This window comes from Aeoliella straminimaris (assembly GCF_024054565.1).
In the GTDB taxonomy this organism is placed as follows: Bacteria; Planctomycetota; Planctomycetia; order Pirellulales; family Lacipirellulaceae; genus Aeoliella; species Aeoliella straminimaris.
On sequence record NZ_JAMXLR010000061.1, the window covers coordinates 19,700 to 33,879 of the forward strand.

The following is a 14,180-nucleotide window of genomic DNA, read 5'->3' on the forward strand; positions in this document are numbered from 1 at the left end:
ACGGTCAGACGCCCACCCCGTGGTCAGGGGAATCGTGCCGAGCGTCCCGATTGGGGGAGCTTTCCAAGGTAGGAGCGAGTTCGAGCGACTGCCCGGGCAACCAGATCGTAATGGTCGTTCCCTGGCCTACTTCCGAGTCGATCTGGACCGTACCACCATGCTTCTGTACGACCACATCGTAGCTTATGGCCAACCCCTGGCCGGTTCCGCGACCGATCTCCTTGGTGGTGAAGAAGGGATCGAAGGCGCGGCGTTTGACTTCTTCGCTCATGCCACAACCGGTATCACGAATGCGGAACATCACGCCTTCGGACTCCCACCAAGTGGCCAGTTCGATCCGGCCTAACTCGTCCGTCTTCTCCTTACCTGTCTGCTCGAGAATGGCGTCGGCTGAGTTAACCAACAAGTTGAGCAACACCTGATTTATCTGACTGGAATGCAGCGGTACGCAAGGCAACGAATCGTCGAGGGCCATTTCGACGCTGGCGTAGTACTTCCAGCGGTTCTTCGACACCATCACGGCGCTGCGGACCAACTCGTTCAAGTCGATCCAGGTCTTCTCAGACGAACCAGGGTGCGACATCGCTTTCATCGCTCGTACTACTTCCACCACCCGGGTAGCCGCTTCGGCTGACTCGACAATGGCATCGAGCGTATTCTGGCGAAGCATCTCGTAGTCGTTCTCAGTTTCCAGCCTATCCAACTCGTCTTTCCGATCCTCCCAGTTCTTGGCCGAACTGTGCAATGAATCGCGATGAGCATCGGCCACCTTGAACAGATTGACACATACCTCACTCAAGTATTCGACGTTGGTCACCACGCATTGCATGGGCGTATTGATCTCGTGTGCCACCCCAGCTGCTAGCTGGCCCATCGACTCGAGTTTCTGAGCCTGTGCCAATTGTTGCTCGAGTTGTAGGCGGTCGGTCAAATCTGTCACGAATGCCACGTTCACGTCGTGGCCCGCAAACCGCGATCGGTGAAGATTGACGTGGGCTTGATACTCCGTTCCATCCTTCCGACGGTGCGTGGTGTCAAACACCACCTTATCCACTGCGCCAGAGTCGAGCGGCTCTACCAGTTGACGAACTCTCTGTTCACAGAACTCTGAATTGAATAGTTCCACCGAGTTGCCAATCAACTCATCCCGCGTGTAGCCCAGCTGATTGCATGCACCGGAGTTCACCTCGACCAGTTGCGAAGTATGGGCATCGACCAGGTAGATCCCGATGGGAGCTTCCTCCAGAATATCGGCCAGCGAGCGGGCGCGGCGCTCGGCCTCCACGCGGTCGGTAATGTCACTTTGAATCCCGATATAGCCGTACAAGTCTCCAGATTCCTTGAGCAGGGGCTGGATCTCGAGATCGACCCAGTACTTCTTCCCCGACTTTGTGCGATTCAGAATCTCGCCGTGGTAGGAAGTGAGTCCACGCACGGCGTTACGGAGCCGGGCCTGGGCGTTGGGATCTGTCTCGGGACACTGCAAAAAATGCCCGGGGTTGAGTCCCAGCACTTCCTCAATTTGATACCCCGTTAAACGAGTAAACCCCTCGTTGGCCCACACGATCTTTCGATCGGCATCGGCAATCACTACCCCGTTGGTGGTTCGCTGGGCAACCATCGCCAGCCGGCGAAGCTCCTCGGTCATGCAATCTGCGAGCACCCTGGCTCGCTGCAACGCCCTGCTCTGCACCTGCAGGATGTAGGCTACGAGCAGAGTTACAAGGCATCCGCTGACAATCAAGGCCCAGGCCGCGTCCCGCGGTGCGGTGAAGAATCGATCCGTTGTCTTGGTCGTAACCGTCCACTGGCGACCATCCATGTCAAGTGGAACGGTCTCACTGAGTTGTACCATCCCAAATCGATTCTCGCCGTTCGACTGGGCGGCACGGTCGCTCGGAGGTGGACCGAACAATTCGTTGGCGGCATCGGACGGCCCATCAAAGAGTTGGAAACTTACCTCTCTGCCCACCGCGTCGGTAATGTCGGCAAACACCTGGTCCGCCACCAGCACCATACAGATCCATCCGCGTACGGCTCCGACACCCTGGAATTGACCATCCCCAGAGTTCCCTTTTTGATAGACTGGAAGCATCAACAGGAGCACCTTGCGCGACGTCTCCCCCAAAGCAAGATCCAGTTCTGCGGAAAGTGTAGCCTTGCCGCTTTCCGCAGAGCGTTCGGCCGTCAAACGGCCTTCGGCAAGATCGCCGAGCGAGAACCCAATCCACTGCCCGCTGCCCTCCAGCGCATGAAAATTGCGAATGACCATGCGATCCAATCGCCGCCCACTGTTGGGTGGACTGGTCGCTGGCGCTAAGGGAACTTGAACGAACTGCCGGAGGTCGCCCTCCGGTTTCGCCCCTTCTGCGGGAGCAACATCCGCGTTGGCTGGAATTCGTTCGACGTATCCAATGCCCAGCACACCAGGAAGATGGTTGGAGGAGGTCCATAATCGCGCCGCCGATTCGAACTCGGTTTGCGTTACCACCTCACTTGACTGGTACACACAACGGAGGCTCTGCAGCGCAAACTGATAGCTATCCACACGACGAACAATATCGGCGCGGACCATCTGGGCCATTTCACAAAACCGAACTTGGTCAATTTTTTGGGCCAGACGGAATTCGTGCCAGGCGCCTATCCCGATGGCGATAGCGCCCATGACAACCACAAACAACGTGGCCAATGAGTACCTGGAGCGAAGTCCGGACCGTTTCATCGGCATGACTCCGTCCGTCGGTGGTCTTGTGCATGCCCCAACTCTGCAACTGCCCTGGCAGCACCTGCAGCAAAATGAACTTGATACCAGCGGCCGATGAAGCGCGACAACGCACTGATGACGGATTCGTCAGCATCTATCAGTAGTATTCGTTCGCTCATCAAAGGCGCCCCCACCGAGTACCCGCCACCACAGGTGAAGGCATAGCGATGTCTAGTTTTCGGAATCCCGTGCCAAAAAGTAGCGTGCGGACTGACACTCGGCTGAGAATCCGCACCACGTAACATGCAATCTGGCATTCCGGGGAGTGACGCAATCCGTATGTTCCCACCACGTGTTCGGGGTCAGGATGGGCCATTACGATTCTTCCGGCCGTACAACGTTCGGAGTTGCGGCAATTGCACCCCCCAATAGTGTGGCGTCGCGCAGCCTGATGCCAATCGAGTGGGGTCGAGCTCCCCGCTTGATGTGCTAGCATGCCCTACCGGCCTTGCATCGTCTGGCGGAATCGAAGAGGATGCCCCGCCAATTTGCCCAACTGCAGAGAAGAAAAAAACGCGGCATCCTTGCCGCTGGCGCTCTCCTCCGTGAACCTTGTACCGCCAGAGTGGGCGGTTGACCTATTGATGCCTAGTTCGACAACTCGCACTGGAATTATTCTCGCACTCGCAGCAGTGGCTGGCTGCCAGGGGTTTGCGCCTCCCGCCTCGCCACCTGTCGCGGTGGAGACTGCGCCGGTGTATGTCGAATCCGGCGGGCCTGTGTTTGCCCCTCCGGGCGTGGTGCCAACTCCAGGGACTGCCGGTGTTCCGGCGTTTCCCGAATCGATGGCGGCCCCACCGGCATTCGCTCCTCCCATGGCGGAAGAAACCAGCGGCGCGCTGGCGCCACAATTAGGTTTACCGGTCGCAGAAACTCAAACTCCCGCCCTTCCCAATCCGCTCAAACTGCCGGTAAGCAACCACGACTACGCGTGGGACCAGATTGTCGACGTGGTAAGCGACTACTTTCCTATCGCCCTCGAACAGCGGGTGCACATCGATCAGCAGGTGTGGACCGAGGGTCGAGTCGAGACGCCCTACCAGGTGGGGGCCACGATGTTCGAGCCGCTTCGCAATGACAGCGTCGGCGCATTCAATCGCTGGCAAAGTACGTTGCAGACGATCCGCCGCCGGGCCGTGGTTCGCGTGGCGCCAGAGCCGGATGGCTACGTAGTCGAGATTCGCGTCGATCGCGAACTGGAAGACTTGCCCAGGCCGGAGGAAGCTACCGCCGGGGCTGCTACCTTGCGGAACGACAGCTCGCTGCCCTCCGCTGCCCGAGGTGCAGTCAGCCGAACCGAGTGGTCGCAGCAATGGATTCCACTGGGCCGCGACACCCCGCTGGAGCAGAAGATGCTTGCCGAAATCCGCGATCGCCTGGCACTGACGCCCCACGTGCCGATGACCATCGCGCCCGTGCAGTAATGGCGCTTACGCACCCAGCGTAACGACCGGTTGCGATGCGGGATTGGAGACCGCTTCGGAAGCAATCGGCAGCTTCAGCGTAAACGCGGTACCTCGCCCCACCGTGCTGGCCACACGGATGCGTCCGCCGTGCGATTCGATGATCTCGCGACAAGCACTCAGTCCCAACCCCGCCCCACCTTTGCCCGTCTCATCCGGACCACTCTTGGTGCTGAACCCCTGGTCGAAGATCTTGGGCAGCTGGTCTTCCGGGATGCCTGTACCGGTATCGCGAATAGTGAGCTCCACAAACTGGTTTGATGGTTCGTGAGCCAGCGTAAGAATCACCTGCCCCCCTTGCGGCATGGCCTGCCGGGCGTTGGTGAGCAGGTTCAACACAACCTGTTGAATCTGATTGCCAACGACCATCGCTTTGGGCACCTCGGCAAAGTTCCGTTCAACCGAGACGCGATACTTCATCAGCTCGCGTTCCAGCAGCACCAACGTCTCGTCAACCAATTCCTGCAAATTGGTGGGGGCGGGATCCTTGCTGCGATTGCGGGCCAGTCCCAGCACGCTGTTGGTAATCTTATTGGCCCGCTCCGCGGCGGAGAGGATTTTCTCCAGGGCTTTGGTGCGTGTGGCATCGTCCGTGTGGCGGAGCCCCATCTTGGCGTAGTTGAGGATGGTAGTTAGGACGTTGTTGAATTCGTGCGTGGTGGTGCTAGCAAGCTCCCCCAGTGCGGCCATGCTCTGCGACTCGCGGAGTTGCTGCTTGGCCGTTTGCAACTGTTGTTCGAGGTCGGAGGTGCTGCGCAACTCGCCGGCTTGCATTAGATTCTCCATGGAATTCGAATGTGTTCGTTAAAGTCCGGTTCGACACTCAGAGTCTTCCCAGGTTGCCTCGCCCCAGACAGCCTGCCCTTCTTCTCCGACAAACAGGGCTTAACTATTTACAGCGTCAACAGTTAGGGTCTTCACTGAAACCTATCGTCGGATTCACGTGGGCAACTCAAGCACAACGACTTAGAATGCCGCCTCCCGCCGAAACGCCAAACTCCACGTCGCCACCAAAGCTTCCATGACCACCGGACAACTGTTTGATCAAGCAATCGCCGTAGCCAAACAACAGGGTTTCGAGGTTCGCTTCGAGCACCTTGGCGGGAGCGGCACGGGGTACTGTCGAGTGGGCGAGCGGCGTTGGCTGGTGGTGGACGTTGCCCAACCAATGGAGGAACAGCTCGAACAGCTGGCGGCCGCCATTGCTTCGGAGCCGATCCCCAATGGTGTTCGAATCGGCGACGACTTGCGCCAGATGTTGGATGCGGATGCCTAGCCCGCCGCCGTGTACAATGCGTGCGACTCGATGTACTGCCATACCGGCGGCGGCAGCAATTCGCTGGCATCTTCTCCGGCCGCAATCATCGCGCGAATCGCGCTGCTGGCAATCGGCATCTCGCGCATCGTGACCTGCGCCCTGCGAATCTCTTTCACTCTCGCGGGCGAACAAACCGATAGCAGTGCATCGAAATCCGGCGCCGGCTCGCCGGCTCGCGCCACCACCAGCGGCGTGGCCATCCGGCAGATCTCCTCCGGTTCGCGCCACGAGGGAAAGTCGTGCAGCGCGTCGGCTCCCATCATGAAGTGCCACTCGGCGTCGGGTTGGGCGGCGTGCAACGTACGGAGCGTGTCCACCGTGTAGCTCACTCCACCGCGATCGATCTCCGCGCGGCAAATCCGCCACGTCGGTTCGCCGGCGATGGCGAGTTGCAGCATCGCCAGTCGCTCGGCGTCGTTCGCCACGGGACCGCGCTGCTTGAATGGCTGCGTGGCGGCGGGCAGAAACCATACCTCGTCCAGACCGGCAGCTCGCTGGCATGAACGCGCAAGTTCCAGATGCCCCAGATGCACTGGGTCGAAACTTCCGCCAAAAAGTCCAAGTCGCATAACGGGGGCTGGGGGCTGAGGGCTCGAGACTGGTATGGTAGCAAGACCGCAACCGGACCGCCACGCGGTCCGCGACACTCCCAGGATACCCGGAATGTCCGACCGCCAGCAAAACCTGTTCGATACCCAACCTCCGCAGTGGGAACTCGACGACGCCGAGCACCGCCGCATTGCGCGGGTGGTGCTGTCGAGTGGACCCGCAGGCGAGTTCGACTACTTCGTACCCGAGGAGTTTGCCGACGAGCGGAAGCCGGAGGTCTTGGCCCAGGCGGGCCGCCGGGTGCGGGTGCCGCTGGGGCGAGGCAACCGTCCCGTGGTGGGATACTGTGTGGAGGTGGCCGTCACGAGTACGGGGGGCCGAAAACTCAAGCCGGTCTCCGCGGTGCTCGACACGGCGCCGCTGCTGTCGCCACGGATGCTGGAGATCGGTCAGTGGATCGCCGAGTACTACCTCGCGCCGCTGGGGCAAGTGCTCGAAGGTATCCTGCCCGCCGGCGTGCGCGGCAAGGCGGGCACCCGCGAAACCACGCTGTTCTCGGTGCCCACCCGCGTAGCCGCTCGCATGACCCGACTCGACCTGCCCGAGAAGCAAGCCCATGCTTTGAAAATACTGGCTGCCAGCAGCAAGCCGCTGGCGCTGAAGCAATGGATGGCCCGCGCCGAATGCACCTCGGGCCCGATCAGCGCGTTGCGAAAGAAAGAGCTGGTCGAGTCTCGCGTCGAACGCATCGATACCGATCCGCTGCTGGAGCAGCCCGTCGCCCGCCGCGAAGCACTCGAACTGAACCCCGCGCAGGCCGCTGCACTCGAGACCATCACCACAGCGCTCGATCGCCGCGAACAATCGACGCTGCTCTTGCACGGCGTAACCGGCAGCGGCAAGACTGAGGTTTACATTCAGGCTATCGAGAAGGTCGTGAGCTTCGGGCGACAGGCCATCGTGCTGGTGCCGGAGATTAGCCTTACGCCGCAGACGGTGGGCCGTTTTCGCGAGCGTTTCGACCATGTGGCCGTGCTGCACAGCCATCAGAGCGACGTGGAACGCCATCGCCAGTGGAAACGGATTGCTTCGGGCGACGTGCAGGTGGTGGTGGGTGCACGCAGCGCCATCTTCGCACCCACGCCACACCTGGGACTGGTGGTGATCGACGAGGAACACGAAACCTCGTTCAAACAGGACACCGCGCCCCGGTACCATGCACGCGAAGTGGCGCTCCAGCGGACGCGGATGGACCAGATACCACTGGTGCTGGGCAGCGCCACCCCGTCGCTCGAGTCCTGGCACGCCGCCGGGCGGGGCGACTACCAATTGATTTCGCTGCCCGACCGGGTGTCGAACCTGCCATTGCCGGTGGTTCGGGCGGTGGACCTTCGCGATCAGGAACACCGCAAGTGGAACCGCGGCGCCATCTCCCGCCCACTGCACCAGGCCATGACGGCGGCCCTGGCCGATGGCGGGCAGGTGATCCTGCTGCTGAACCGCCGCGGCTACTCGACGCACGTGCAATGCCCCGCTTGTGGCTTCGTGCTCAAGTGCGACTCGTGCGACGTGTCGATGGTCTTCCACCGCCAGGCGAACCACGTGGTATGCCACTGGTGCGATCGGGTGGAGCCGCCGCCGACGCACTGCCCCGACTGCAAGGACGCCAACATTCGCTATGGTGGTTTCGGCACGCAGAAGCTCGAGGCCGAGGTGCGTGCGCGGTTTCCCGATGCTCGGGTGCTGCGGATGGACACCGACAGCATGCGCCGGCCAGGCAGCCACGAGCAGGCACTCGACTCGTTTCGCAACGGCGAGGTCGACGTGCTGCTGGGGACCCAGATGATCGCCAAGGGGCTCGACTTTCCCAATGTCACACTGGTGGGCGTGGTGAACGCCGATACCTCGTTGCACTTCCCCGACTTCCGCGCCTCGGAGCGGACGTTCCATCTGGTCACCCAGGTCGCCGGCCGAACCGGACGCGGTTCGCAAGGAGGACGCGTGCTGGTGCAAACCCTTTCGCCCGACCACCCTGCCCTGGTAGCCGCGATGCAGCACAATTACCAGGCGTTCGCGGCCAGCGAGCTGCCCGAGCGGGAGATGCTGAACTATCCGCCGTTCGGCCGCATGGCACGCGTAGTGATCCGTGGCCCGAACGACCAGGTGACGCTGGCCGTGGCCGACGAGCTGGCAGGCAAGATTCGCACCGCTGGCGCAGGGACCCGCGTCATGGGCCCCGCCCCCTGCACCATTGCGAAGCTCCGCGAGTTGTTCCGCTATCACATTCTGGTCATCGCCCCCGATGTGGCGGCGCTGCACAAAGCCGCCGCACCGCTGGCCGGCAAGTTGAAACTGCCCGAAGGTGTGCAGTGGATCGTGGACATCGACCCGGTGGATATGATGTGAGAAAGCTGGGGTCAGGGGGCGGGATTCAGGGGTCAGGAATCTCTGACATCGATAATCCTGCGGAGGCAATGACATTGGCTGCCCCCCCAAGGTTCCTCTACAATAAAACGTGTCGGTGCTAGCACTGGCGGCCGTCTTCCCTGCTCCCGAACCCCTGACTTCTTCCCCTTCACGTTGTCCTACTCCACCTTCAAACGCGTGTTCGGCGAGTCGAGCCTCGAGCGGAAGTGCCGCTGGTGGTTTGGGGTCTCGTTGGGTCTGCTGATTTTCCTCAGCTTCTATTTCTACGGCGCGTATGCCAAGAATCTGATCTACAAGCAGAACAAAGAGCTCGGCAAACAACTGGTGCGCACCGCCTATGCCGAAGTGCATCGCGATGTAGAGACGAAGATCAAGAAGCTCGATCCCGATAACAAGCAGGACCTTCAAGAGGCGGCCGCGAGGATAGAAGACGACTCCACTGCCGAAGACAAATCGAATGCCGATAAGGACGACGACGATTTGTTTATGGAAATGATGAACGAGCGTTTGCGATACGGCACCAAGTTCCGTGCCGAGACCATTCTGCCTCCCAACGATTTCAATCTGAACCAGCCTCAAAAAGGTACCGAACAAGACCTGTTTACCAAGTATCAGCAGTTCCGTCTGTCGCCGGAGCAACTGAAAGACGAGTCTCATTTCGAGTCGTCGACGGATATCGACACCGACGGGTTCCTGCCAGCAGGCGCCGAGCCGTTTGATCGCGTCGCCGTGGTGGGCGGGAAGAAGCAATATCAGTACTACTATCCCCTGTATGCGCGAGCGTCGTGCGTCGGTTGCCACAAGTACATGCCCAAAGAGTGGGCCCGCAGGAACCTGGAAGAGGGCGAACTGCTGGCCATCATGCGGATCTCGTTCGACCACGCACCCACGGCCAACAAGCTCGCCAGCGGCGAAGCGATCCTGTGGACCGCCGCTATTGTGACCGGCTTCCTGTCGATGCTCATGCTGTGGGCGGTTGTGCGATACGTGATCGTCAAACCGGTGCAACACTTGCGCGACGTAGCCAACGCGGTTCGTGAGGGCGACGTCGACCAGCGGGCCGAGATCTACACCGGGGACGAGTTTGAAGAACTGGCCGCCGCGTTCAACCGAATGGTTCGCCAGCTGTTGCGGCAACGCGACGAACTCACCGAAGTGAACAGCGAGCTGGACGGCAAACTCGACGAACTGGCCCAGGCCAACATGCGGCTGTACGAGCTGAACCGCATCAAGAGCGACTTCCTGGCCACCATGAGTCACGAACTGCGGACCCCGCTCAACAGCATCCTCGGCTTCAGCGACGTGCTGCAGGATATCGACTCGCTGAACGACAAGCAAAAGCGGTACGTCGGCAACATCCGCCGTAGTGGTGCGCTGTTGCTGGAGATGATCAACGACATCCTGGACCTCGCCAAGATGGAAAGTGGGCGGATGGACATCCGGCCGAGCGAGTTCCGCATCGAGTCGATTGTGGACGCCTTGTGCGATATGGCACGTCCGCTGGCGGAGAGCAAGAACATCGACATCGAGTGCACGTTCGCCTCCGGCTTGCCGCCGGTGGAGCAAGACCAGGCCAAGGTGCAACAGATCCTGAACAACTTGCTCTCGAACGCCATCAAATTCACGCCCGAAGGGGGCCGGATCACCATCACCGCTTCGAAGGATGACACAGGCATGCTGTGCGTCGAAGTGGACGACACCGGCATCGGTATCAGCGAGGCCGATCAGCAACTGGTGTTCGAAAAGTTCCGCCAGGGCGGCGCGGCCCTGCCCGGCGGCGACGCCATGACCCGCGAGTACTCCGGCACCGGCCTGGGCCTGTCGATCGTCCGCGAACTGTGTCGACTGCTCGGCGGCGAGGTGACCCTGTCCAGCGTGGTCGGCAAGGGAAGCACGTTTACGGTCACTCTGCCGTGGAAGATCGAACCGACCAGCGACCTGGACGCCCAGCTCAAGGAACAAGTGGCCTCCCTGCACCGCCCCCACGTCGGCGATTACATGACACCGGTCAAAAGCGAAGAAAACGGTGCGAACGTGGATACTCCCGCCAGGAAGGATGCGGGCTAGAGCCACGGGATAAAAACACCTTCTCCATTCTCGACGGGACGCTGCCATCTTGTTGTTCGAATGGTGTGCCGGCACCGTTATTGACGGCTTCACAAGCTGGATTACTGCTTTCATCCAGAAGCAATGAGGAGGGTGCATCAAACGCATCAACTTCGCTATGCTATGCGTCTCGGTTGAGCATGATGCCCTCCCCCCTGACCCCCGACCCCTCGCCCCTTTCCCATGATTCACCTCTACACCGACGGCGGATGCAGCGGTAACCCCGGCCCTGGTGGCTGGGCGTTTCTGATGCGCCACTTGCCGACCGGCAAGCAGCTCGAAAAGTCCGGCGCCGAGCGCGATACCACCAACAACCGCATGGAACTGACGGCCGTGGTCGAGGGGCTCAGGACCCTCAAGCGGCCCAGCGAGGTGGAGCTGTTTACCGATAGCGTCTACGTCGGCAAGGGCATGAGCGAGTGGATGCCCAAGTGGAAGGCCAACGGCTGGCGGCGGCGCGAAGGGAAAAAGTGGGCCGAGGTGAAGAATGTCGACCTGTGGCAGAAGCTCGATGCCCTGCTGGCCGAGCACCAGGTCAAGTACACCCGCGTCGCTGGGCATAGCGGCCATCCCGAGAACGACCGCGTGGACGAGTTGGCCGTCGCGGCGTACCAAAAGTACCTGTAAGTACCCTCTTGGCGCCAGCGGTGCTTGTGAATGACCAAGGACGAACTCACAATGTCCAATAGAGAATAGACGATCATTGGTCATTGGTCCTTCGTAACTGGTCATTCCCGCTTGTCCACTCCCGTCGAAATCCTCGCCACGCCTCTGGTCGACGCGGCTAACGTTCGCCCGCCGCAACAGCGCCAGCTTGCGCGGCTCTCCCTGCGGACCGTGCGGGACCTGCTGTTCAACTTTCCCCGCGACTACGAGGACCTGTCCGACCTGCGGCCGGTCGCCGAACTCGAAGAAGACGTGCTGCAAACCGTCCGCGGCACCGTCGAGGAAGTCGATAGTCGTGGCACCGGGTTCGGCAAAAGCCGCGTTGGCGTGCTGGTGAGCGATCGCGGTCTGCTGCTCCGCGCCACTTGGTTCAATCAACCGTTCATGCGCGACAAGTTTGAGGTGGGGCAGCGAGTGCAGATGTCGGCGAAACCAAGGATGCGCGGCGGCCGATGGGAGATGACCCACCCGCACACCGTGTGGCTGGGGGACGAGTTCGCCGAGGCCGACCAGCAACCCACCAACCCCAGCGCCCTGCAGCCGATCTACCCGCTGACCGAAGGACTCAGCCAGTACCACATGCGACGGATCGCCGCCGAGGTGGTGCCCAAGTTTGCCGACGTGCCGGACGAGGTGTTCTCGCCCACGCTGCTGGCCGAGTACGACCTCTTGTCCATTGGCGACGCATTGCGGTCGATTCATCTGCCGCAGAACACCGAGCAGGTGGAAGCCGCCCGGCGGCGGTTCATCTTTCAGGAGCTGTTCATCCTGCAACTGGCCCTCGCCGCGAGGCGGCACCAACAACGCGTGAACTTCCGCGCCCCCGCGCTCGAGGCCAATCCGCAGATCGACGCCCGCATCACGCGGCTCTTGCCGTTCGAGTTCACGCCGGGTCAACGCGCCGCAGTGGATGAGATCGCCCAGGACATGGCGGCTACCGCGCCGATGAATCGTCTGCTGCAGGGCGATGTCGGTAGCGGTAAGACGCTGGTCGCGGTGTACGCCCTGCTGGTGTGCGTGGCGCACGGTCATCAGGCGGCGCTGATGGCGCCCACCGAAATTCTCGCCCGCCAGCACGCACACACGCTTCAGCGACTGCTCGAGCAAAGCCGCGTTCGCTACCGTCTGCTGGTGGGTGGCCTGAAGGCTGCCGAGCGGAAGGAGGTGCTTCGCGAAATGGCTGCTGGCGAAGTGGATCTGGTGATTGGCACCCATGCATTGCTCGAAGAGAAAGTGCAGTTCAAGAACCTCGGCCTGGTGGTGATCGACGAGCAACACAAGTTCGGCGTCGAGCAACGGGCCGCCCTGCGGCGGGGCGATCGCTCGCCGCACTACCTGGTGATGACCGCCACGCCCATCCCGCGGACGATGAGCATGACGCAGTTCGGCGACCTGGACGTCTCGACGCTCCGCGACATGCCACCCGGACGGCAACCAGTCACCAGCTACGTGGTCGGCCCTGGCGAGCGCGAGCGGTGGTGGCACTTTGCCCGCAACAAGCTGCGCGAAGGCCGCCAGGCGTTTGTGGTCACTCCGCTGGTGGAGGAATCCGAGAACCTTGCTGCCGCCAGCGTCGATCAGGCGTTCGAAAACCTTACCAGCGGCGAGCTGGCCGACTTCCGCGTCGACATCCTCCACGGCCGCATGACCGCCATGGAGAAGGACGACGCCATGGAGCGCTTTCGCCGTGGCGACACCCAGGTGCTGGTGGCCACCACGGTAATCGAAGTGGGCGTCGACGTACCCAACGCCTCGCTGATGATCATCGCCTCGCCCGAGCGGTTCGGCATCGCTCAGCTCCACCAACTCCGCGGCCGCGTAGGGCGTGGCACGCATCCTGGGTACTGTGCGGTGTTGGTGGAGGAGGAGCTGAACGACACCGGCCGCGAACGGATGCAAAAATTCGCCGCCACGAGCAGCGGCTTCGAGTTGGCCGAGCTCGACTTCCAACTTCGCGGCCCTGGCGACTTGTTCGGCACGCAGCAGCATGGGCTGCCACCGCTGGTGATCGCCGATCTGGTGCGGGATGCCGAGGTGCTGGAGCAAGCCCGCGACGCCGCGATGGCGCTGTTTGCCTCGGATCCCGGCCTGGCAAACACCGAGCACGCGAAGCTCCGCAGCCAGATGCTCCGCCGGTATGGCGCGGCCCTCGATCTGTCGGACGTGGGGTAAACGCCCCATCCCCGCCACACCTGCGGCGCTGCCCAAACTCCCACGCTACCGCAATCGCCGGAGAGCTACGCCCCGCCGCAAAACAAGGCCCCACGCCGCCCATGGGCCGCCGGAGCTTTCGTTCCCCAACAGTTGTTCCCCCACCCGTTTTTTGTCACAACTACCCCCATTCGCATCCGTGGGCCCAAAACTCCAGTGGTTTTGGTCACCCCCCAAGTGGTGAAACCCCTTGTTTTCCAGGCCCAAACAAACACAGGGGGGACAAAACTGGTGAGTTGTTCCCCAGCCTTCTAGCGGCGGGGACCAAAACTCCCAAGTGGGACCAAAACTCGTGGGCCCAAAACTCGTCCAACCGCCCCGCCTCACCGCCTCACCGCCTCACCGCCTCACCGCCTCACCTACTCACCTACTCACCTACTCACCTACTCACCTACTCACCTACTCACCTACTCACCTACTCACCCCACCCCCGGCGAGCGCCGCCAGCTCCATTGATTCGCGCACGTTCGGCCCAGACCTGCAGCACGCGCGGCAACTCCATTGGATCACACCCCCGCACGATTTCAACGGCGAATTTTTTACACCCGCGATTTGCTATTGGGCCGCGACACGCCGCTATTGAGCCGCTCCGGCACATAGATCGCTCTCTCCGATCCTCGACCGGTGTGGAGGATGACGACTCATGACTCTTTATCAGACCTAAGGGAGCTCGACC

The 14,180-nt window shown here is 61.5% G+C and carries 10 protein-coding genes; 7 read left to right on the top strand and 3 right to left on the bottom strand.

The genetic code is table 11. The annotated features are described in order from the left end of the window. Window positions 1–4: 4 nt before the first annotated feature. Complete coding sequence (locus NG895_RS17175; RefSeq protein WP_252853747.1) at window positions 5–2,584, bottom strand: PAS domain S-box protein; 2,580 nt, start codon at window positions 2,582–2,584, stop codon at window positions 5–7. Between the two features lie 79 nt (window positions 2,585–2,663). On the opposite strand from NG895_RS17175, the gene NG895_RS17180 reads away from it, so the two are divergent. Next, complete coding sequence (locus NG895_RS17180; protein WP_252853748.1) at window positions 2,664–2,822, top strand: hypothetical protein; 159 nt, start codon at window positions 2,664–2,666, stop codon at window positions 2,820–2,822. Between the two features lie 637 nt (window positions 2,823–3,459). Then, a complete protein-coding gene (locus tag NG895_RS17185; protein WP_252853749.1) occupies window positions 3,460–4,188 on the top strand; it encodes a hypothetical protein in 729 nt (242 codons plus the stop codon). Between the two features lie 6 nt (window positions 4,189–4,194). Here NG895_RS17185 and NG895_RS17190 read toward each other — a convergent pair whose 3' ends face one another. Then, window positions 4,195–5,001, bottom strand: a complete 807-nt coding sequence (locus NG895_RS17190; protein ID WP_252853750.1) for a sensor histidine kinase — start codon at window positions 4,999–5,001, stop codon at window positions 4,195–4,197. Between the two features lie 247 nt (window positions 5,002–5,248). Between NG895_RS17190 and NG895_RS17195 the strand changes: the two genes are divergently transcribed. Beyond that, window positions 5,249–5,503, top strand: a complete 255-nt coding sequence (locus NG895_RS17195; RefSeq protein ID WP_252853751.1) for a hypothetical protein — start codon at window positions 5,249–5,251, stop codon at window positions 5,501–5,503. On the opposite strand, the gene nadD is transcribed toward NG895_RS17195, so the two are convergent. Then, the gene (gene nadD, locus NG895_RS17200; protein ID WP_252853752.1) at window positions 5,500–6,114 is read right to left on the bottom strand and encodes a nicotinate-nucleotide adenylyltransferase; all 615 of its coding nucleotides are present in this window, start codon (window positions 6,112–6,114) and stop codon (window positions 5,500–5,502) included. The genes NG895_RS17195 and nadD overlap by 4 nt on opposite strands. A 94-nt stretch (window positions 6,115–6,208) precedes the next feature. Here nadD and priA point away from each other — a divergent pair, with 94 nt between their 5' ends. The 4 genes from priA (at window position 6,209) to recG (ending at window position 13,465) form a co-directional block, all read left to right on the top strand. Next, the gene (gene priA / locus NG895_RS17205) at window positions 6,209–8,500 is read left to right on the top strand and encodes a replication restart helicase PriA (protein ID WP_252853753.1); all 2,292 of its coding nucleotides are present in this window, start codon (window positions 6,209–6,211) and stop codon (window positions 8,498–8,500) included. A 174-nt stretch (window positions 8,501–8,674) separates the two neighbouring features. Continuing rightward, on the top strand, window positions 8,675–10,588 hold the full coding sequence (locus NG895_RS17210) for an ATP-binding protein (RefSeq protein ID WP_252853754.1): 1,914 nt from the start codon (window positions 8,675–8,677) through the stop codon (window positions 10,586–10,588). A 222-nt stretch (window positions 10,589–10,810) separates the two neighbouring features. Further along, window positions 10,811–11,254, top strand: a complete 444-nt coding sequence (gene rnhA / locus NG895_RS17215; protein WP_252853755.1) for a ribonuclease HI — start codon at window positions 10,811–10,813, stop codon at window positions 11,252–11,254. Between the two features lie 111 nt (window positions 11,255–11,365). Beyond that, complete coding sequence (recG, locus tag NG895_RS17220; protein WP_252853756.1) at window positions 11,366–13,465, top strand: ATP-dependent DNA helicase RecG; 2,100 nt, start codon at window positions 11,366–11,368, stop codon at window positions 13,463–13,465. Window positions 13,466–14,180 lie beyond the last annotated feature (715 nt).

Coding starts and splice junctions, on each gene's coding strand:
- NG895_RS17175 (WP_252853747.1), bottom strand. CDS start 2,584: ATGGCCCAGATGGTCCGCGCCGATATTGTTCGTCGTGTGGATAGCTAT.
- nadD (WP_252853752.1), bottom strand. CDS start 6,114: ATGCGACTTGGACTTTTTGGCGGAAGTTTCGACCCAGTGCATCTGGGG.
- rnhA (WP_252853755.1), top strand. CDS start 10,811: ATGATTCACCTCTACACCGACGGCGGATGCAGCGGTAACCCCGGCCCT.
- NG895_RS17195 (WP_252853751.1), top strand. CDS start 5,249: ATGACCACCGGACAACTGTTTGATCAAGCAATCGCCGTAGCCAAACAA.
- NG895_RS17180 (WP_252853748.1), top strand. CDS start 2,664: ATGACAACCACAAACAACGTGGCCAATGAGTACCTGGAGCGAAGTCCG.
- priA (WP_252853753.1), top strand. CDS start 6,209: ATGTCCGACCGCCAGCAAAACCTGTTCGATACCCAACCTCCGCAGTGG.
- NG895_RS17190 (WP_252853750.1), bottom strand. CDS start 5,001: ATGCAAGCCGGCGAGTTGCGCAGCACCTCCGACCTCGAACAACAGTTG.